The organism is Trinickia dabaoshanensis (assembly GCF_002879885.1).
In the GTDB taxonomy this organism is placed as follows: Bacteria; Pseudomonadota; Gammaproteobacteria; order Burkholderiales; family Burkholderiaceae; genus Trinickia; species Trinickia dabaoshanensis.
The window spans coordinates 45,148-66,279 of record NZ_PNYA01000039.1 but is presented as its reverse complement, the minus strand read 5'-3'; the positions used below and the strand labels follow the sequence as shown (position 1 = coordinate 66,279).

Below are 21,132 nucleotides of genomic sequence, written 5' to 3'. Positions count from 1 at the left end.
GACCCGATGAAAGACAACAAGACCGAGCGCGCGAGCCGCCGATGACCTGGTTTCTCTATTTGATCGAATGCGACGACGGCAGCGTCTATACGGGCATCGCCACCGACGTTCAAGCCCGCTATGCGAAACATGCGACGGGCAAGGGCGCCCGCTATACGCGCGCGCGCAAGCCTGTCGCGCTGCTTGCGTCGTTCGAGCTGGCCGACCACTCCAGCGCGTTGCGCGCCGAATACCGGGTCAAGCAACTGTCGGCGGCCGATAAGCGTGCGCTCGCGGCCGGCGCGCGCACGCTCGCATCGGTGCTTACTTCTTGAAGTTCGCGATGCCTTCGGTGATTTCCTTGTGCGCGGCGTCGATGCCGGCCCAGCCTTCCACCTTCACCCACTTGCCCTTCTCGAGCGCCTTGTATTGCTCGAAGAAGTGCTTGATCTGGTCCTTCAGGTAAGCGGGCACGTCGTCGATCGATTTCATGTGCGCCGTCATCGGGCACAGTTTGTCGTGCGGCACGGCAACGAGCTTGGCATCCACGCCCGATTCGTCGGTCATTTGCAGCATGCCGAGGGCGCGCGAGCGCACGACGCAACCGGGGATCAGCGGGAACGGCGTGATCACGAGCACGTCGACGGGGTCGCCGTCGCCCGACAACGTCTGCGGAATGTAGCCGTAGTTGACCGGGTAGCGCATGCCGGTGCCGATGAAGCGGTCGACGACGAGCATGCCCAATTCCTTGTCCGCTTCGTACTTGACCGGGTCGCTTTGCGCCGGGATTTCGATGATGACGTTGAAGTCTTGCGGCAGATCCTTGCCCGCGGGGACGTGATTGAAGCTCATGGCGTTCTCTAGTGGAAATAAAAACGGGAAAACGTGAGGCTCGCGCCGCCGCGCGCGGCAGCGGTGCACGGTGGATTGCGACGCGCCGCGTGCGGCGCTCGCTAGCCAAGCAGGTGGCCGGCATTGCGCGCCATTATAGCCGGAGCGGAGCATGCGCACTTCGCGCGCGGATCGGGCCATAATCGCGCTAGTCGCAGGTTTCGAATCCTTTGAGTAGGAGGCCTGGATGGAAGAAGCGAAGCACTTCATCGGCGGCAAGTGGGCTGCACCCGCCTCCAGCGAGTCGATCGACACGATCGACCCGTCCGACGGCCAGCCCTTCACGCGCATCGCGCGCGGCAACGCCACCGACATCGACGCGGCCGTCCACGCCGCCCGCGCCGCCTACGAGGGCGCGTGGGGGCAAACGAGCGCCGCCGAGCGCGGCCGCATCCTCAATCGCCTATCGATGCTCGTCGCGGCCTGCGGCGAGGAACTCGCTCAGCTCGAAGCTCGCGACACGGGCAAACCGCTACGCGAGGCACGGGCCGACGCGGCAGCGCTCGCCCGTTACTTCGAGTTCTATGCCGGCGCGTGCGACAAACTGCACGGCGCAACGCTTCCCTATCAATCGGGCTACACGGTCATGACGGTGCGCGAACCCCACGGCGTCACCGGTCATATCGTTCCGTGGAATTACCCGATGCAAATCTTCGGGCGCAGTGTGGGCGCGGCGCTGGCGGCCGGCAACGCGTGCGTCGTCAAGCCGTCCGAGGACGCATGCCTGTCGCTGCTGCGCGTGGCCGCGCTGGCCGACGAAGCCGGCCTGCCGGCGGGCGCCCTCAATATCGTCACGGGCTACGGAACGGAAGCCGGCGCCGCGCTCGCGCGTCACCCCGGCGTCGATCACATTTCGTTCACGGGTTCGCCGAGCGTGGGTACGCTCGTCTCCCAATTGGCCGCCGAACACCACGCGCCGGTGACGCTCGAGCTCGGCGGCAAATCGCCGCAAATCGTCTTCGCGGATGCCGACCTCGACGCCGCCCTGCCCACGCTCATGGCGGCGATCGTTCAGAACGCCGGTCAAACGTGCTCCGCTGGTAGCCGCGTCCTGATCGAGCGCGCCGTCTACGACACGTTGATCGAGCGCCTGGCCGCGGCCTTCGGCGCGCTGCGCGTCGGCCCGAGCGCAAGCAACCTCGACTGCGGTCCGCTCATCAACGCCAAGCAGCAGGCACGCGTGGCCCAATTCGTCGCCGAAGCGCAGCGCGACGGGGTGCGCGTCGCCGCTCAGGGCGAGATCGTTGCCGGGGCGCCGAGCGCCGGGTTCTATCAAGCTCCGACGTTATTTGCCGACGTCCCCGCAGAGCACCGTATCGCCCAGGAGGAAATCTTCGGTCCGGTGCTCGCCGCGCTGCCTTTCGAGGACGAACAGCAGGCCCTCGCACTCGCAAACGGCACACGCTACGGACTGGTTGCCGGGCTTTGGACACGCGACGGTGCGCGGCAGATGCGCCTCGCGCGACGGCTGCGCGCGGGCCAAGTCTTCATCAACAACTACGGCGCCGGCGGCGGCGTCGAACTGCCGTTCGGCGGCACGGGCCGATCGGGGTATGGGCGTGAAAAAGGGTTCGAGGCGCTGTACGGCTTCACGACCCTCAAGACGATCGCAATCAAGCACGGCTAGCCGGTCGCTCGAAGCGCCGAAGCCGGACCTAGAACAACGCTCGACACATCGACAGGCCGATCGGGCCAGGAGGCAGACATCATGCGGTTGGAGGGCAAAACGGCAATCGTTACGGGCGCGGGCTCGGGCTTCGGCGAAGGCATCGCCAAGACGTTCGCGCGCGAAGGCGCGAACGTGGTGATCAACGATTTGAACGGCGCCGCGGCGGAGCGCGTCGCGAGCGAGATTGCGCTTGCAGGCGGGCGCGCGATCGCCGTTGCGGGCGACGTCACGAAAATCGACGACTGGCACAGCCTGCGCGAGGCGGCGTTGAGCGACTTTGGCCTCGTGCACATCGTCGTCAACAACGCGGGCACGACGCATCGCAACAAGCCGGTCATGGAAGTGACGGAGGCCGAATTCGATCGCGTCTACGCCGTCAACGTCAAAAGCATTTACTGGAGCGTGCAAGCGTTCGTGCCGTACTTCCGCCAGCAAGGCGGCGGCGTGTTCGTCAACATCGCCTCGACGGCCGCGGTACGTCCGCGCCCCGGCCTCGTCTGGTACAACGGCAGCAAGGGTGCCGTGGTCGTCGCCAGTCGAGCGCTCGCCGCCGAGCTCGGTCCCGACCGAATTCGCGTGAACTGCGTGAACCCCGTCATCGGCGCAACGGGACTGCTCACCGAATTCATGGGCTGCGACGATACGCCGGAGAACCGCCAGCGCTTTTTGGCCGGCATTCCGCTCGGCCGCTTTTCCACGCCGCAGGATGTGGCCAACGCCGCGCTCTATCTGGCGTCGGACGACGCGGCGTTCATTACCGGCGTCAGCCTCGAAGTCGACGGCGGACGCTGCGTGTAATCGCTTCGCCTCACCGTTTCACCCGACGTCCGACCACATAACGAAGAGGAGACAATCCATATGGCCAGCCCCAATCCCGTCGATCCGCTCGCGATGCCCGACGCCCGCGCGCCGTCGTCGAGCTTCGAAGAAGCCACCTATCGCAAGGTTTCTTGGCGGCTGCTGCCGCTCTTGCTCGTCTGCTATCTCGTCGCTTATCTCGATCGCGTCAACGTCGGCTTCGCCAAGCTACAGATGGCCTCGGCTTTGCACTTGAGCGATGCCGTCTACGGTCTCGGCGCGGGCATCTTTTTCCTCGGCTATTTTCTGTTCGAGATTCCGAGCAACCTCATCTTGCATCGCGTCGGCGCAAGGCTTTGGGTGGCACGGATCATGGTGTCGTGGGGCGTGATCTCGGGGCTCACGATGTTCGTCACGACGCCCGCGATGTTCTATGCGATGCGCTTTCTGCTCGGGCTCGCCGAAGCGGGCTTCTTCCCCGGCATCATCCTTTATCTGACCTATTGGTACCCCGCGCATCGGCGTGGGCGCATGACGACTTGGTTCATGACGGCCGTTGCGCTGTCGGGCGTCGTCGGCGGCCCTGTCTCGGGCTACATCCTCAAAACATTCGACGGCACGCATGGCTGGCAAGGCTGGCAGTGGTTGTTTCTGCTCGAAGGACTGCCCTCGATCGTAGCCGGGATCGTCGTCTTCTTCATGCTCGACGACCGTATCGCCAATGCGTCCTGGCTCAGCTCCGAAGAGAAGCACTTGCTCCAACGCAACATCGGCGCGGAAGATGCCGGCAAGGAAGAACTGCCGCTCGGCGCCGTGCTCGCGAGCGCACGCGTATGGCTGATGAGCCTCATCTATCTGTCGTTCGTGATGGGCCTTTACGGCGTGAGCTTTTGGCTGCCGACGATCATCAAGGCGACCGGCGTGACCGACGCGTTCTCGATCGGTTTGCTCTCGGCGATTCCGTTCGCCGTGGCCGTCGTCGCGATGATCCTGGTTGCGCGTAGCGCCGACAAACGCCGCGAGCGGCGCTGGCACGTCGCGTTGCCCGGCCTCGCGGGCGCACTCGGGCTCGTGCTCTCGGTCGTATGGGCTCACGACACGACGCTCGCGTTGGCGGCGCTCACGCTCGCCACCGCCGGCATCATCACGTCGCTGCCGCTGTTCTGGAGTCTGCCGACGGCGTTTCTCGCCGGCGCGGGCGCGGCGGCCGGGATTGCGATGGTCAATTCGATCGGCAATCTGGCCGGCTTTCTGAGCCCCTACGCCGTGGGTTGGCTCAAGCAAGAGACGGGCGCCAACGATTCGGGCATGTACATGCTCGCGGCGTTCATGGTGCTCGGCGCCGTGCTCGCGCTCAGCGTGCCGGCGCGGCTCGTGAATAAGTAGCTCGCCGGGGCGTGCGCCGTCCTCCTCGTCATCTTCGCCGCCGTCCGATGGATTTCGCTCCATCGAGACGGCCGGTTATGCATCCTGGCGTAGCCTGCGGGCTAACCACGATGTCGCCTCAGAGGATCCGTGCGCCATGCCCAGAATCGGTAGATCGAACCCAACCAACTCGCCCTCGCCCGAGCGGGCCGCCAATCCAACGCCCCCGCCGAGTCCCGACGCCCGCGGCAGCGGTGCCGGCAGGCGGGAGCGGAACGGCCTGCTCGGTTTTCTAGCGCGCCCGTTTAGGGGGTCGCGCGCCACGGGCAGTTCCGGCGCGAGTTCGTCGCCGGAACGCGAACAAGCGTCTGGGTCGCGTGCGGCGCCCCGGGCGGCAGCCGCACTGCTGCACCGGACCCCTGCGTTGGCGCGCGGCCATGGCGAAGAGGTCATGGCGCGCGTGACAGGCGCTTCGGGCGAGGCCCGAGGCAGCACGACGGGCGGCTCCGCTTCGAGAGCGCCGGCCCGAGGTGCCCTCGCACCGCAGCCCGGACGCCGGAATGCGCTTGAATCGGAAGCTGCGGCAATCGTCCAGCAGCTGCGCGACGTGGGCGCCGACCTCTCCGAAGTTCGTGAAAGTGTCGCCGCGGCCATGCGCAACGAACCGGTTGGATTCAGCGCGGATGCGGTGCGCATTTTGAACCGCCATTTCCCTCAAATGTTCCAGGTGGGACTCGAGGGCAATCCGCTTGCAGCAGCGCTTCATCATGCGCTTCCACGATCAGCCGCCGCGCCCCGGGGGGGTCTCTCACCAGCGGAGCCGCGACGCCGGACGACCGGCGGCTCCAGTGGCAGCGCGCAAACACCGCCACGGATTGGGCAAACCTCGGCGCCAGGCCGTCCGGCGCGCGGTGCGAACACCTCGTTAATGGGGCGGCTTGCGGGCTCGGGGATCGATATGGTCCGTGTCGCGGCGGCGATCGACAATGCGGTGCGCAACGGCAGCGCGTTGCCCGAAGATATACGCGGTGCCCTGCAGCGTGCCGGTATCGAGACCGAGCTCGGCCGCCGTCCTGACATGGGTCATCCCTTGCTGCGGCTCAGACGGGAGATCCATGATGCGACTCCCGAGGAGCGCGAACCGTCGCCTCCCCGTGCGCAGCGGATGCCCAGAACGATCCGGCGCCCACGACTGGGCATCCCTACCGTTGAAACCAGCCGCTCACGCGGACCAGATCTGATCAATGCGCACGCCGGGCTGACGATGCCGGCGCGGGTACAAGGAGAAAACAACGCGCAATACGCCTGGCGATTGCACAACCTGAACCCGGGGGTGTCGTTGGAACGGCTTGCAGCCGCGACGGTCGGCCCAGGCGGCCACTTGAATCTACGACCGACGCTCCACCAGCTCAACGCGATGGTCAAACTGCACAAAGATATTCACGCGGCCTTCAGCAGCTTGCGCTCGATTTCGAAAGCCGATGCCGAGCGTCTGGGGTTCAAAGATGCAGCGACGCACGACGAGGACGAAGCGACGGATTGCCTGTTCGGAGAACCGCTGTCTACCGCCAATCCCAACCAGCGTGTCATCGGTTTGGCTCAATTGCCGTCGGACCGAAAGCAGGCCTATAGTGCCGACGTCAATAAAGAGGTCGTCTTTATGGATATGAACAAGTTGGCCGAATTCCTCGCGAGCAAGCCGGAACATCCGATCAACAGGCAGCCGCTCAACCTCGGCAATCTTCACAATTTCGCATTTAAGATCGGCTGACTTCGAAGCACGCTTGCTTGCCCGAAACATGCGGCAAACGTGCCCCGCAGTCCACTAAACGATCTTCATCGCCAGCGCGCTCGCCCGATAATGCTCGGCCGCGCGCTCGGCATCGCCTAGCTCTTCGAACAGCCGCGCGAGCGCGCGGTGCGTACGGATGACGAGCGCATCGTTGTCGCCGGCGAGCCGCAGGGCCGATTCCAGAAACGATTGCGCCTTGCCCCAGAGCTGCTGGTGCAAGCACAGTCGCCCCAAAGCGAACAGCAGATCGGGGTCCTCGGTGCGCTCCTTGCGCCAGCCTTCGGCCTTTTGGATCAACGGCAACGCATCGGCTTGCGCCGTCTCGGGATAGCGGCGCAACAGCCTCGCGTCCCAGTTGTGAGCCAACGCTTCCTCCACGATCTTGCGCGCGTCCTGCTGCCGGTTCAAACCGATCAACAGTTCGGCGGCCAAATCGGCCAAACGCGGCGACTGCCGTTCCACCTCGGCCAAGGAGTTCCACAGCGCGAGCAATGCGTCGGGATCATGGCGGCGGTCACGCAGCAAATTCTCCGCCGCTTGCTGCCGCAAACGCACGGCGACGGTCGGATGCAGCGCCTCGCGCTTTTCGAGCGTCTTGACGAGCTTGAGCACCTCCGCCCAATTCTTCAACTGCTGCTGCGCCCGCAAGGCGATCTGTTGCGCGTGGATGCGGCGCGTGCCCTGCGCCTGCATTTCGGTCAACGCCATCAACGCGCCGTCCGGATCGCGTCCGTCGGCACGCATATCGGCGCTCGCCATCAGCCGCGCGTCTTGCCATTCCGGCGCATCGATCGCGGCGAGCCATTCATCGCGGCGCGCGTACTCGCGCATCCTATGCGCTGCCACGGCGGCGACGATGCCGGCCGCGCCCTTGTTCGATTCGAGCGACAACGCCTCGCGCGCCGCTTTCTCCGCTCGCGAAAAACGCCCCGCATACAGATTGCCGATCGCGTCGCGCAAGGCCGCATGGGCCTTGGCCTCTTTCGCCCGCACGCGGTAGGCGGCCACGCGCTGCGGCATGGTCCAGACGTTGCGCCCGATACGGATCGCCGCATAGAGCACGATAAACAGCGCAACGATGCCGACGACGACGAGATTGAGCGAGACGTCGACGCGATACGGCGGGTAGACGATCAGCACCTGGCCGGCGTCGAAATGACCGACGGTCGCCAACACGACCGCGAGCACGAACAGCAAGGCTAGCCACAAGAGTCCTCTGAGTGCCATCGTCAGCCTCGGCTCTTGTAGTCGTGAATCGCTTGCAGGCTCGTGTTCAGGTTCGGCACCGCGACCGTTTGCGCACCCTGCGAGACGTCCTTGATCAGCGCGCGCACGGTCTGCGTCCGTTTGGACGTGCCGTCGAAGTAGCGCGCGAGCGCCGCGTCGGCCGCCTTCAAATCCGACTCGAGCGTCGCCGAATTACGCGAGAGCAGTCCCAAGCGGGCCGACAACAGGCGCAGCTTCACGTTGTCGCGAATGAACTCGCCTTGCTCCGGCGAATTGAGCATCGCGTCGGCGTTGTCGAGCCGGCGCACCTGCACGAGCGATCGCAATTCGTCGCCCGCCGCGCTCGAAAACACGCGCCACCAGTGCGCCGCGCGAGATTCCCCGGGCGCGGTTGCACTGGTTGCCACAGCCGCGGACGCGGCCGATTTCGCCGAGCGCTCGCTCTGAACCTCCCCGAGCAGCGGCAGCGTGTCCGCTTGCGCGATGGCGTCGTCGAGCTTGATGGCAAGCCCCGTCAGATCCGTGGACGGCGCGGCCTTGAGCTTGTCGATGTCCTGCGCGATCGCGCGCCGCACGACGAGCGCCTGCGGGCTCGAGGACGCGGCCAAACGCGTATCGGCGCTTTGCAGCGCGAACAGCGCGAGTTGCGTGTTGCCGGTGAGCTGCAACTGCTGGCTCGCGCTCGCAAGGATCTGCTCCACTTCGGCGAGCGTCCAATCGTCCCTATTGGCGGCGAGATTCTGGTACTGCTGCTGCAAAGCCTGTTGCGCCGTTTGCGCGTCGGCCAGCTTGCCTTCGAGCTGCTGCAACTGGGCATCCGCCTGATGGGCCGTTGCGATCGCCTGCTCGGTCTTCATGCGCAACTCGGCTGTCTGCGCGATGAGCGCTTGCTGCCGCGCGGCGAGCGCCGTATCGAGCCGATCGAGCTTGCGATTCAGTGCGAAGGCGGCGATGCCCGTTGCGACGGCCAACAAAAGCAGCACGAGCCAGACGAAGCCGCCGCCGCGGCGGCGCGGCGCGTCGTAGACCGGCGGCATCGGCGGAACAAACGGCGGCGTCGCGGCCGGCTGGGACGAGGCGGAGGACGATTCTTGGTTCGTATCAGTCATGCGCGAATGAGTCGAGGATGAGGCCTGAGCCGTGGGGGCCCAAACCGGTGGGTCGAGTGCGGCGCGAGACGATGCGGATAAAGCGCGCAAGGCCGCGAGGATGCGCGCATCGCCGGGGCCGGATGCCGTAATCGTATCAAAACCTGCCGAGCGTGCCGTCTCCGCGATGCGCGGATGCGGCGCAACGAGCGGCGCGCGCAGCAGCGCGGCATGCTCGGCGGGGGTGAGCGAGCCGCGGGCGAGCGCATCCAAGTTGCGCACGCCTTCCGAGCTCGTCAGTAGCCAAGCATGCGGCGCGCCGCCGAGCAACACCCGCACGCGTGCCCACGCGTCGGCCGACGGTGCGGGCACCACGCGCCGATAAGCGCATACCGCTTCGACCTGCGCACCCGCCTCGCGCAAGCGATCGGCCAGCCACTCGCGGCCGCCGTCCCCGCGTACGATCAGCACGGGCCGCCCGGTCAAAGCTTCGAGGCCGAGCCGAGCGCTCAGCGCGGCGAACAGCGCCTCGGAGTCGAAGCGCGCGTCCGCGTCGCCGTTGTTCTCGGCATCGGCAGAATCCGCCCCCGCGGGCGCGATCACCCGGTGTGCGGGCGCCGCGATCCCGAAGCGGGCCAATTGAGCGATGCTGCCGGGCCCCACCACGCCGATCGGCACCGCCGGCGGCCAGACTAGGTCCGGCGCGGCATCGAGCGCCCGTTCGATCGCGTTGGGGGAGACGAAGACCACGAGCGCATAGCGTTCGATCGATGCCAATGCGGCGCGAAGCGGCGCGTCGTCCTGCGCGGCCGCGATTTCGATCAGAGGAAAGTCTAAAACGTCGATGCCCTGCCGCTCGAGCGCAGCGGCAAGCGCGGCCGTCTGCCCGGCCGGGCGCGTGAGCACCGCCGTAAAGCGCGCGCCGCCGGCGCGTTCGTCCGAAAAGGGGTGGCCGGGCTCGACGCTCGCCATCGATAAGGGCGGGCGTTCAGGCCGCGGGCTCGGCGCCGCGCGCGGCCGCGAGTTCGGCGACGACCTCTCGCGCCCCTTGCGCCACGAGCGAACCCGCCACGGCATCGCCGAGCGCGCGCGCATCGGCTGCGCTCGCCACCGCCGCCGATGCCTCGGCGAACGCCTGGCGGCTGCCGTCGGGCATCGAGACGCGGCTCGCGAGGTGCATTTGGCCGTCTTGCCAAGACGCATGCGCGGCGAGCGGCACGTCGCAGCTTCCGCCCAGCGCGCGCGAGACGGCCCGCTCGGCTTCCACCGCGAGCCTCGTCGGCGCATGTTCCAGCGGCGCGAGCCACGCTTGCAGTTCGGGCCTCCCCGCGCTGATTTCGATACCGAGGGCCCCTTGCCCCGCGGCGGGCAGGCTATCTTCGACGTCGAGCAACGCGCGAATGCGCGCGGCCAGCCCGAGTCGCTTCAATCCGGCGGCGGCCAAAATGATCGCCGCGTAGTCGCCGCGATCGAGCTTGCCGAGCCGCGTGTCGAGATTGCCGCGCAAAGGCTGCACGGCCAAATGCGGGTACCGCGCGCGCAAAATCGCCTCGCGCCGCAGGCTGGAGGTGCCCACGACGGCGCCCGCGGGCAGCGCGGCAAGTGAATCGTACGTATTCGAGACCAACGCGTCGCGCGCGTCCTCGCGCTCCATGACGGCCGCGAGTTCGAACCCTTCGGGCAGCGACATCGGGACGTCCTTGAGCGAGTGCACGGCCAAATCGGCCCTGCCTTCGGCCAGCGCGCTCTCGAGTTCTTTGACGAAAAGGCCCTTGCCGCCGACCTTGGACAGCGTCCGATCGAGAATTTGATCGCCGCGTGTCGTCATTCCGAGAATTCGGACGTCGCAAGATGGATATAATTTCCGCAGCGCATCGCGCACGAACTCAGCCTGCCACATCGCGAGACGACTCTCTCGCGACGCTATGACGAGTTCGGTAGGCGGTGCGGCTGAAAGCTTCTCGGAATTCATGAGTCAACACTTCGAATGACGGGATCGAACATCGGGAAATGGTAGCACGCACGCCTTGCCCCATTTTTCGCGCTAGCCGGCGATGCCTGCGCAAAGCACATCCTCGGCGCCCGGCGCGGACCGCCACGAGCGTTTCGCCCACGGAAACATGAGCGCAAGCCAGCACGTTTTGCAGTCGTTTGGTCAGTTTTGAGTAGTTGTCGGTAGTCAGCCCCCCTTTTTCACCTGGCTTCACTGAGGAACCCACCGTGACGTCTTCCGGATCGGCGCGCACCGCCCGCCGCAACGATGCATCGCCTCGCTCGTCCAAAAAGAAATCCGCCGCGCTAGCCGCCGCGGCCCCCGCCGCTACCTCGCGCGCCGACGGCGCCACGCCGCCTAAAGCGGCGGCTCGCGGCCGCGAGGACAAAGACCAGCCGCTGTTCCAGGACATTCGCTATCTCGGCCGCCTGCTCGGCGACGTCGTGCGCGAGCAGGAAGGCGATGCCGTCTTCGACGTCGTCGAAACGATTCGCCAGAACGCCGTCAAATTCCGGCGCGAGGACGACACGAGCGCGGCGCAAGCGCTCGAGAAACAACTGCGCACGCTCACGCCCGAGCAAACCGTCAGCGTCGTACGCGCATTCAGCTTTTTCTCGCACCTGGCCAATATCGCCGAGGATCGCCATCACAATCGGCGCCGCCGCATTCACGCGCTGGCGGGCTCGGCCCCTCAGGCCGGCACGATCGCGTATGCGCTCAGCCGGCTCGCGCTGGCGGGCAACCTCGACACCGACACGCTCAAGCGCTTTTTCGACGACGCACTGATCGTGCCCGTGCTGACGGCCCACCCCACCGAAGTGCAGCGCAAGAGCATTCTCGACGCGCAGCACGACATCGCGCGCTTGCTGGCCGAACGCGATCAACAGCTGACCGAGCGCGAACGCGCCCATAACGAAGCGATGCTGCGCGCGCGCGTGACGACGCTGTGGCAAACGCGGATGCTGCGCGATTCGCGCTTGACCGTGGCCGACGAAATCGAGAACGCGCTGTCGTACTACCGCGCCACGTTCCTGAACGAAATTCCGGCGCTGTACGACGATATCGAAACCGCGCTGGCCGAGCATACCGGCGCGCCCGCCCATGTACCGGAGTTCCTCCAAATGGGCAGTTGGATCGGCGGCGATCGCGACGGCAATCCCAATGTCACCGCCGCGACGCTCGAACACGCGATCACGCGCCAAGCCACGGTCATCTTCGAACACTATCTCGAAGAGGTCCACGCGCTCGGCGCCGAGCTTTCGGTGTCCAATCTGCTAGCCGGCTCGAGCGATGCGCTCAAGGCACTGACCGCCGCCTCGCCCGACCAATCGCCGCATCGCGTCGACGAGCCGTATCGCCGCGCGCTGATCGGCGTCTACGCGCGGCTCGCCGCGACGGCGCGCGCGCTGCTCGGCGAAGGCACGGTTCATACGCGCAGCGGCGTGCACCGCGAGTGCGAGCCCTACGCCGATGCGCAGGCGTTCGCGCGCGATTTGAATGTGCTCGTCGATTCGCTCGCGGCGCATCACGGCAGCTCGCTCGCCACGCCGCGGCTGGCGCCGCTCGCGCGCGCCGCGCAGGTGTTCGGCTTTCACCTCGCGTCGATCGATCTGCGCCAAAGCTCCGACGTGCACGAAGCCGTGATCGCGGAATTGCTCGCGCGCGCCGGCGTGGAGCGCGACTACGCGTCGCTCTCCGAGGCCGACAAACTGCGCGTGCTGCTCGCCGAGCTCGAACAGCCGCGGCTTCTGCGCTCGCCTTACATCGAGTACTCGGCGCTCGTGCAAAGCGAGTTGGCCGTATTGGAAACGGCGCGCGTCACGCGCCAGCGCTTCGGTGCCCGCGCGGTGCGCAACTACATCATTTCGCACACGGAGACCGTCAGCGATTTGGTGGAAGTGTTGCTGCTGCAAAAGGAAACGGGACTGCTGGAAGGCACACTCGGCGGCCGCGGCGCCGCGGCGAAGAACGGGCTCATGGTCATTCCGCTGTTCGAAACGATCGCCGACTTGCGCAACGCGCCCGTCATCATGCGCGAGTACTTCGCGCTGCCGGGCGTCGATGCGCTGCTCGCCCACCAAGGCGGCGAACAAGAAGTCATGCTCGGCTACTCGGACAGCAACAAAGACGGCGGCTTTCTCACGTCGAACTGGGAGCTGTATCGCGCCGAACTCGCGCTCGTCGCGCTGTTCCGCGAGCGCGGCATCACGCTGCGCCTGTTCCACGGCCGCGGCGGCACGGTGGGCCGCGGCGGCGGTCCGACCTATCAGGCGATCTTGTCGCAGCCGCCCGGCACGGTGAACGGCCAGATCCGGTTGACCGAGCAAGGCGAAGTCATCGCCAGTAAGTTCAGCAATGCGGAGATCGGGCGGCGTAACCTCGAGACGGTCGTCGCCGCCACGCTCGAAGCCTCGCTCGTGCCGCAAGGCAACGCACCGGCGAACCTCGCCGCCTTCGAAGAGACGATGCAGTCGCTCTCGAACGCGGCGATGTCCGCGTACCGCGCGCTCGTGTACGAGACACCCGGCTTCAAGGACTACTTCTTCTCGTCCACGCCGATCTCCGAAATCGCGGAGTTGAACATCGGCAGCCGGCCGGCTTCGCGCAAGCTGCAAGACGCGAAGAACCGCCGCATCGAAGACCTGCGCGCGATTCCCTGGGGTTTCTCGTGGGGACAATGCCGTCTGCTGCTCACGGGCTGGTACGGCTTCGGCAGCGCCGTCGCCGCGCATCTCGAAGGCGCGGCGAGCGAGGCCGACCGTACGCGCCGGCTCACCATGCTGCGCAAGATGTACAAGAGCTGGCCCTTCTTCTCGACGCTGCTCTCGAACATGGACATGGTGCTCTCGAAAACCGATCTCGCGGTGGCTTCGCGCTACGCGCAGCTCGTCGAAGACAAGAAACTGCGCAAACATGTGTTCGAACGCATCGTCGCGGAATGGGAGCGGACCTCGCATGCGCTCGCCGAAATCACGGGCAAGGCCGAGCGGCTCGCCGACAACCCGCTGCTCGCGCGTTCGATCAAGAACCGCTTCCCGTACCTCGATCCCCTTAATCACTTGCAGGTCGAGCTGCTCAAGCGGCACCGCGCGGGCGATTCGAACGCGCGTGTGCGCCGCGGCATTCATTTGACCATCAACGGTATTGCCGCGGGGCTGCGTAATACGGGTTAAGCGCAATATGATTTAGCGCCTAACCGGCGGCTTATGCGGTGTGCGTTTAAAAAGGCTGTTTGCGAAAGCGGGCGGCCTTTTTTATTGCGCCGCACATATTGGGGTCGATAACCCTTAAGCGTTTATCCCATTGCGATCCGCTCAAGTTTTGTGGACTTCCGGTCGTTAAAAAAAGCAATAGCCGGTTTTGCCGTTCCTACTATGTCAATGTTTGGCCTGCGCCCGTGGACGGACGCAGTCGGCGAAGCAAAAACGCCGGCACGCCCGCCGAGGGCGAGCGACGCCGTGCGCACCGCTTCGAGCAAGCGAAGCCGGTAAATAATGCTTGTCGAATTATGATCAACGTGTCGTCCCTTCTTCGATCGCTGGCCCGATTCCCGCACACGTTGCGTGTCAATCACGCGACGGCGCTCGGTTTGATCCTCGCTTTATGGCTAGCCCTAGGGGCCTTTTCGGTCTGGGATGTCAGAACCGAATTGACGAACGAGCGCCTGCAAGCCGATGCACTTGCCGATGCGCTCGCCGCGCACACGTCGCGCGTGATACGCGAGGCGAATCAGGCCGCATCCGTCGTCGCGTGGCTCGTCCGCCGGGACGGGGTAAGCTTGCCGCTCGACGAATACGTCCATTCGGGCCTGATCGACCTCGACGTCTTCGTCCAAGTCGCGGTGATCGACAAACACGGCATTTTGCGCGCCTCGACGCTTCCCGATTTCAGCCCGATCGATCTTTCCGACCGCGAACACTTCCGCGTTCACCTCGACGATCCGAGTACTCGGCTTTTCATCGGCCGCCCCGTGATCGGGCGCATCAGCGGCAAAACATCGATCCAACTGTCCGAGCGCGTGAACGACTCGCAAGGGCGCTTCCTGGGCGTCATCGTCGTGTCGATGCCGCCCTCTTATCTCACCGAGCTTTACGACACGCTGCGCCTCGGGCACGACGGCCTCGTCTCGGTTGTCGGCACCTATGACTTCGACATTCGTGCCCGTCGCAGCGGCGACCGGAGTAACCTCGATTGGCTGCGGCTGCCCGAAAACTCGCCGCTGCGCCGCGCGCTGTCGGCCTCGCCCCGGGGGCATTTCAATGCGGTGAGCCCGATCGACCACGTCCGGCGCAGCGTGAGCTATAGAACGCTGCCCGATTACCCGCTCGTCGTGTTGGTCGGTTTCTCGAACGCGGAGTTTTTGGCCGCGTTCCGTATGCGCATGCTTGCGCTCGTGATCGCGGGCGTCGTGCTGACCGTGTTGATCCTCGTGGCCGAGGCGAAGCAGGGCCGGCTGTTTCGGCGCCTACAGGCCGCCTCCGGCCGCGAACGTGAAGCGCTCGAACGCACGACTGTCGAAGCGAAGCGCGCCGATGCGCTGTTCAAGGCCATTCCCGATGGCGCGCTGGGCTTGTCCGCCGACGGTCACATCGACGGCTACAACCCTCGCCTGCTCGAATTGCTCGGTTGGAGCGCCGATGAAATCGCCGCGGCCACCCCGGCCCAAATCGCCCAGGCATTTTTCCGCGACGACCCGAGCGCGACGCAAGACGGCAAAACCAAACGGTTCGAACAGATGCTCGACGGCACGATGCTCGCGCATTCGGCCAACGAGGTCTTTCATCTCGACACGCCCTTGCCCAGCGTCTACGAAATGCGCGTGGAGCGACGCGGCGCGGATTCGAGCGGCGTGGTTGCGCTCATTCGCGACGTGAGCCGCGAACACCTGAACGAACAAGCGCTGATGCAAAGCGAATCGCGCTACCGGCAACTGATCGAATTGTCGCCTTACGCGGTCTTTCTGATTCAGGATTTCAAGATCGCCTTCGCCAATCCCAAAGCGCTCGAAATGCTCGGGGCCTATTCCGCCGCGCAGATTCGCGGCTTGTCGATCGTCGAATTCGTGCACGCCGAGCATCGGGAAGTCATCGAGGAGCGGATCGGCCGGCTCCTGCGCCGATATACCGCCGCACCGGCGCGCGAGGAAAAGTGGCTGCGGCTCGACGGCAGCGCGTTCATCGGCGAAATGACGGCCGTGCCCTACGAGCTCGACGGCGTGCGCGGCGCCCTCGTCATGCTGCAAGACATCACGGGGCGCAAGGAAGCCGAAACCCAGCGCGACAGGCTGTTCGACTTGTCGCTCGACTTGACCTGCCTCGCCGATCCGGCGGGCCGCTTCAAGCGCGTGAATCCGGCATTTACGAAGGTGCTCGGATGGTCCGCCGACGAATTGCTCTCGCGGCCGTTCATCGAATTCGTCCATCCCGAGGACCGGACGCGCACGATGCACGAGATCGAAAGCCGCCGGCCCGGCGAGCCGATCGATCAGTTCGAGAACCGCTATATGTGCAAGGACGGCAGCTCGCGCTGGCTCTCGTGGAAGGCGATCCAACTCGAAGGGCTGATTTACGCGACAGCGCGAGATGTGACCGAAAGCCGTCGCGCCACGCGTCAACTCGAACAGGCCCGCGTCGATGCGGAATCCGCATCGCGCGCGAAAAGCGCGTTCCTCGCCACCATGAGCCACGAGATCCGCACGCCGATGAACGGCGTCATCGGCATGATCGAGGTGCTCTCGCAATCGCCGCTCTCGACCGATCAGGGCGACATGGTCACGACGATCCGCGAATCGGCCAACGCCTTGCTCACCCTCATCGACGACATTCTCGACTTCTCCAAGATCGAAGCGGGCCGGCTCCATATCGAACGCGTCCCGCTTTCGATCGCTCACCTCGTCGACGGCTTGTGTCAATCGCTGACGCCCGTGGCGGAGCGCGCCGGCGTGAAGCTCTCGAAGTCGATCTCGCCCGCGTTGCCCAAGGTCGTGCTATCGGACGACACGCGGCTGCGGCAGGTGCTCTACAACCTCGTCGGCAATGCCATCAAATTCTCGGGCGGCCGTCCCGACAAACCCGGCGCGGTCAGCGTGACCGTCGAGGCCGAGCCGCATCCGTCGGACGCGGGCCGCGTCCAGATTCGCTTCCACATCGGCGACAACGGTATCGGCATGTCCGCCGATACGCTGCCCAAGCTGTTCAAGCCGTTCACCCAAGCCGAGGCATCGACGACGCGCCGCTTCGGCGGCACCGGTCTAGGCCTCGCGATCTGCCGCCGGCTGTGCGAGTTGATGGGGGGCGAGGTCTCGGCGGTGAGCGAACAGGGGGTGGGCTCCACCTTCACCGTGAGCCTGCCGTTCGATATCGGCGAAGCGGCGCCGGACGTTCATCGCGCGCTCTCGAACACGAAGACGGCCGAGCGCGGCGGCGGCTTGGGCGCGAACCGCCCCGCGCCGTCGATCGCGCAGGCGCGCGAACTCGGACAACTGATTCTCGTCGCCGAGGACGATGCGATCAATCAGAAGGTGATTTTGCGGCAGCTCGCGCTGCTCGGCCATGCCGCCGAGATCGCGGGCGACGGGCGCGAGGCGCTCGCGCTGTGGCGCGCCAACCGCTATGCCTTGTTGCTGACCGATCTGCACATGCCCGAGATGGACGGGTACGAGCTCGTCGAGACGATTCGCCGCGAAGAAGGCGGCGCCACCCGCTTGCCGATCATCGCGCTGACGGCCAACGCCGTGCAAGGCGAAGCGGCGCGCGCGAAGGCAGTCGGGATGGACGGCTACCTGACCAAGCCGCTGCAACTCGCTCGGCTCCAAGCCGTGCTCGATTCGCATTTCCCCGCGCAAGACGGCCCGAGTGCGACGCAGCCGCCGCCTGTGCCCGAGCCCGCGCCAGCCCTTGCGCGCGCCGTCGATATCGACGTACTGAAAGGCATCGTCGGTGACGATCCCGAAACGGTGCGGGAATTGCTTTCCGACTATCAGCAGTCGGTCGGGCGTCTGGCCGCGGAACTGCGCGCGCATTGCGAAGCAGGCCGCGGCCGGGAAGCCGGCGCGATCGCGCATAAGCTCAAATCGTCCTCGCGTTCGGTGGGTGCGCTGGCGTTGGGCGATTTGTGCGCGGAACTCGAAAACGCGGGGAAAGCCGGCGATCTCGCTTTGCTGGCCAATTGGGCCAAGCAGTTCGATGCAGCCTTGGCCGCCGTCGAACAATCGCTCGATCAACTGCTCGCCGTGGAATCACGATAACCAGGACGGTTAATCATGACGGAACTCAACGATCTGACGCCCAAGCACGCGGCGGTCCTCGTCGCCAGCCAATCGGTGGCCGATGCCGAGCTCGTCGGCAAGCTGCTGCAAGACGAATTTCATAACGTCAAGCTATCGACGAAAGCCGAATTCGCCGTGGACGACTTCGAAACGCATCGTCCCAGCGTGCTCGTGCTCGCGTTCGATACGCTCGATGCGGCGCAACGCTACTACATCGGGCTGTATCGAATGAGTAGTGTCGTGCATGAAACCCGTCATCGCGTGATCGTGCTGTGCAACAAGCACGACGTGTGGACCGTCTACGACCTATGCAGCACGGGCCACTTCGACGACTACGTGTTGTTCTGGCCGGCGACGAACGACGCGCCCCGCCTGCGCATGTCGGTGCATCAAGCGCTGCGCATCATGACGGCCAAGGCGCAAGCCGGCGACGTCGCGCCGCGCGCGGCGCCGACCGGGGTCGCCGCGCCACGGCAGCAACAGGCCAAACCGGTCGAAGCCGACACGGATACGGTGGTGCTCGGCGTGCCCACCGCCTCCGCGCAATCGACGCACTCCAGCGCGCCGGCCCACACGCCGCTGCCGAAGGCAGCGGGCGTCGAGCCGCAACGGCTGGCGGTGCTCGTCGTCGAGGACGATGAGTTTCAGCAAAAGCTGATCGGCCGCTTGATGAACGGACTCGATATCGACGTGCTCTTCGCCGGCACCGGCGCGCAAGCGATCGAACAAATGTGGGAGCACAAGCCCGACCTCGTCCTCATGGACGTGGGCCTGCCCGACACGAGCGGCGTCGACGCCACGCGCAAGATCAAATCGATCGGCCAGTTCGGACACGTGCCGATCCTCATGGTGACGGGCCATAGCGAGCGCAACGTGGTGGTGGACAGTCTGAAGGCCGGCGCCGCCGATTTTCTCGTCAAACCGTTCGACAAAAACACGCTGCACGAAAAGCTTCGGCAGTTCCTGCCCGCCTTGGCGTCATGAACGAAACACCCGCCAAGCGATGCAACAGGTAACGATTTAGGCCCAGCACATGGAGCACAGCACACGTCCCCGCAAGATTCTCGTCGTGGACGACGAGCCGTTCGTTTTGAAAGTCCTCGTGCGGCAGCTGACCGCCCTCGGCTACGAAGACATCCTTTCGTACGAGCATGCGCACGACGCGCTGCGCGTGCTCGAAACGCAAGATCATCAGGTCGATGTCGTCTTCACCGATCTGCAGATGCCCGGCATGGACGGCGTCGAGTTTCTTCGGCAACTCGTCCAGCGCGGCTACGACGGCCAAGTGGTGCTCGTGAGCGGCGAGGACGCGCGCGTGCTCAAGAGCGCCGAAAAGCTCGCCTATTCGCGCGGCCTGCACGTGCTCGGCTCGCTCGCGAAACCGGCCACACGCGAGCAGTTGCAGCAGCGGCTGCACTGCGTGAAGCCGCCCGCGCCTATCGGCGAACCACGCGGCGCTTATTCGGCCGAGGAGCTACGCGCGGCGATCGCCGCCGGGCAAATCGTGACCCGCTATCAGCCGCAAGTGGCGTTCGCCACGGGGGACGTGACCGGCGTCGAAGCGATCGTCGCATGGCAACATCCTCGCGAGGGCTTGATCTCGGCCGAACGCTTGCTCGACGCCCATCACTTAGGCGTCCTGAACGATTTGACGCGCACGATGCTGCCCCAGACGCTTGAGCAAGCGGCGCGATGGGAAGGCTTGGGCGACGATTTTCGCGTCGCCGTCAATTTGTCGATGGACGATCTGGCGGCGCTCGATTTTCCCGACTTCATCGTCGATGCGGCGAAGGGGGCCGGTTTCCCGCTGTCTCGCATCGTCCTCGAAATCAACACGGCCCACATCACGCGCGACGGGCTCGTATCGCTCGATGTGTTGACGCGATTGCGCTTGAAGCGCGTCAGTCTGTTGCTCGACGATTTCGGCACCGGCCAAGCGTCGCTCGCCCACCTGCGCGACGTGCCGTTCGACGAGTTGAAGTTGCACGGCGGTTTCGTCCACGGCGCGAGCCGCGACGACTCGCTCGGCGCCATCGTCAAAGCGAGCCTCGTGCTCGCGCGCCAGTTGAACATGCGCACGATCGCGCACGGCATCGACGATTTCGACGACTGGACGGTGTTGCGCGATTTGTCATGCGACGTGGCCCAAGGCGACTTCGTCGGCCCGCCGATGGCCGGCGACGCGCTCGCCGAGTGGGCCCGCGCTTGGGCGGCACGCTACGCGGCCATCGCTCCTTGAGGGCGGGCGGCCGGCGGTGTGCCGCTGCCGCCGCCGGCGCGCCGTCATGAGTCCCCGGCTCAACGCGCCTCGATCATCACGACGTCGAGCATGAACGAGCCGTCGGGCTGCACGCCGTAGTACTCGCGCACTTCGTCGGGCGCGCTTCGCCAGAGCGAGCGGATCGCCTCGACGCGCTCGGCCGGCGTACGCATGCGCGCCACCCACGAAGCGAACTCGATCGGCACGCGCCAACGGCCGCGCACGCTTGCCGAGCAGCCGGCGGCGGCAAACAGCGCGAGCCATTCGCCGGCGCGATAGTTGTGCACGTGCGAGCCGTCGCGCAGCACTTCCACGGCCTGCAAATGCGTGTCGAACAGCGGATCGTCGGCGCCGGCCACGTCGACGAAGAGCACTCGGCCGCCCGGCTTGAGCACGCGGCGCAGCTCGGCCAAGGCGCGCGGCAAGTCACGCCAATGATGTGCGCTGAAGCGGCTCACGACCCAATCGAACGACGCATCGGCAAACGGCAACCGCTCTGCCGGGCCTTGTTGCGTGCGGATATTGGCGAGCCCTTTGTCGCGGGCCGCCGCGGCAACCGTCGCGAGCATCGGTTCCGCGATGTCATAGGCCACGACGGAGCGTGCGTGGGGCGCGACGGCAAAGCTCGCATGCCCCGCCCCGCATCCGAGATCGAGCACATCGGCGCCCGGCGTCGATGCGACCGCTTGCGCCAGGGTCTCCAGGTCGGCGCCGCTCGCGTGAGTCGGGCTCGTCAGATAGGCGGCGGCGGTCGAGCCGAATGCTTCTGCGACCTGGTCGTGGTGTTTCATCGGTGCACTCCT

At 65.8% G+C, this 21,132-nt stretch carries 14 protein-coding genes; 9 read left to right on the top strand and 5 right to left on the bottom strand.

Annotated elements, in window-relative coordinates:
* Positions 1-41: 41 nt before the first annotated feature.
* Positions 42-314: a GIY-YIG nuclease family protein gene (locus tag C0Z18_RS29970; protein ID WP_102649075.1), complete on the top strand. Its 273-nt coding sequence runs from the start codon at positions 42-44 to the stop codon at positions 312-314.
* On the opposite strand, the gene ppa is transcribed toward C0Z18_RS29970, so the two are convergent.
* Positions 304-831, bottom strand: coding sequence for an inorganic diphosphatase (gene ppa, locus C0Z18_RS29965; RefSeq protein WP_102649086.1), 528 nt, complete (start codon positions 829-831; stop codon positions 304-306). The genes C0Z18_RS29970 and ppa overlap by 11 nt on opposite strands.
* A gap of 226 nt (positions 832-1,057) precedes the next feature.
* Between ppa and C0Z18_RS29960 the strand changes: the two genes are divergently transcribed.
* The 4 genes from C0Z18_RS29960 to C0Z18_RS33710 all read left to right on the top strand — a co-directional run bounded on the left by C0Z18_RS29960 (position 1,058) and on the right by C0Z18_RS33710 (position 6,473).
* Positions 1,058-2,497, top strand: coding sequence for an aldehyde dehydrogenase family protein (locus C0Z18_RS29960; protein ID WP_102649074.1), 1,440 nt, complete (start codon positions 1,058-1,060; stop codon positions 2,495-2,497).
* 81 nt (positions 2,498-2,578) lie between these two features.
* On the top strand, positions 2,579-3,337 hold the full coding sequence (locus tag C0Z18_RS29955; RefSeq protein WP_102649073.1) for an SDR family oxidoreductase: 759 nt from the start codon (positions 2,579-2,581) through the stop codon (positions 3,335-3,337).
* A 60-nt stretch (positions 3,338-3,397) separates the two neighbouring features.
* Positions 3,398-4,723, top strand: coding sequence for an MFS transporter (locus C0Z18_RS29950; RefSeq protein WP_102649072.1), 1,326 nt, complete (start codon positions 3,398-3,400; stop codon positions 4,721-4,723).
* A 430-nt stretch (positions 4,724-5,153) separates the two neighbouring features.
* Positions 5,154-6,473 (top strand): hypothetical protein, encoded by a 1,320-nt coding sequence (locus C0Z18_RS33710; protein WP_146014130.1) that lies wholly within the window; start codon positions 5,154-5,156, stop codon positions 6,471-6,473.
* 54 nt (positions 6,474-6,527) lie between these two features.
* Here C0Z18_RS33710 and C0Z18_RS29940 read toward each other — a convergent pair whose 3' ends face one another.
* From C0Z18_RS29940 to hemC, 3 genes are read right to left on the bottom strand one after another with little or no spacing between them, the layout of a single operon-like run.
* A complete protein-coding gene (locus tag C0Z18_RS29940; RefSeq protein WP_102649070.1) occupies positions 6,528-7,721 on the bottom strand; it encodes a heme biosynthesis protein HemY in 1,194 nt (397 codons plus the stop codon).
* A gap of 2 nt (positions 7,722-7,723) precedes the next feature.
* A complete protein-coding gene (hemDX, locus tag C0Z18_RS29935; protein ID WP_102649085.1) occupies positions 7,724-9,781 on the bottom strand; it encodes a fused uroporphyrinogen-III synthase HemD/membrane protein HemX in 2,058 nt (685 codons plus the stop codon).
* 16 nt (positions 9,782-9,797) lie between these two features.
* On the bottom strand, positions 9,798-10,781 hold the full coding sequence (gene hemC / locus C0Z18_RS29930) for a hydroxymethylbilane synthase (protein WP_102649069.1): 984 nt from the start codon (positions 10,779-10,781) through the stop codon (positions 9,798-9,800).
* Positions 10,782-11,029: 248 nt separating this feature from the next.
* Between hemC and ppc the strand changes: the two genes are divergently transcribed.
* The 4 genes from ppc to C0Z18_RS29910 all read left to right on the top strand — a co-directional run bounded on the left by ppc (position 11,030) and on the right by C0Z18_RS29910 (position 20,308).
* Positions 11,030-13,975 (top strand): phosphoenolpyruvate carboxylase, encoded by a 2,946-nt coding sequence (gene ppc / locus C0Z18_RS29925; RefSeq protein ID WP_102649068.1) that lies wholly within the window; start codon positions 11,030-11,032, stop codon positions 13,973-13,975.
* Positions 13,976-14,319: 344 nt separating this feature from the next.
* Entirely contained in the window at positions 14,320-18,048 is a 3,729-nt protein-coding gene (locus C0Z18_RS29920; RefSeq protein WP_158244330.1) for a PAS domain S-box protein, read from the top strand.
* Positions 18,049-18,063: 15 nt separating this feature from the next.
* Complete coding sequence (locus C0Z18_RS29915; RefSeq protein WP_102649066.1) at positions 18,064-19,053, top strand: response regulator; 990 nt, start codon at positions 18,064-18,066, stop codon at positions 19,051-19,053.
* Positions 19,054-19,102: 49 nt separating this feature from the next.
* A complete protein-coding gene (locus C0Z18_RS29910) occupies positions 19,103-20,308 on the top strand; it encodes an EAL domain-containing response regulator (protein WP_102649065.1) in 1,206 nt (401 codons plus the stop codon).
* Between the two features lie 59 nt (positions 20,309-20,367).
* Here C0Z18_RS29910 and C0Z18_RS29905 read toward each other — a convergent pair whose 3' ends face one another.
* Positions 20,368-21,120: a class I SAM-dependent methyltransferase gene (locus tag C0Z18_RS29905; protein ID WP_102649064.1), complete on the bottom strand. Its 753-nt coding sequence runs from the start codon at positions 21,118-21,120 to the stop codon at positions 20,368-20,370.
* Positions 21,121-21,132: the final 12 nt, after the last annotated feature.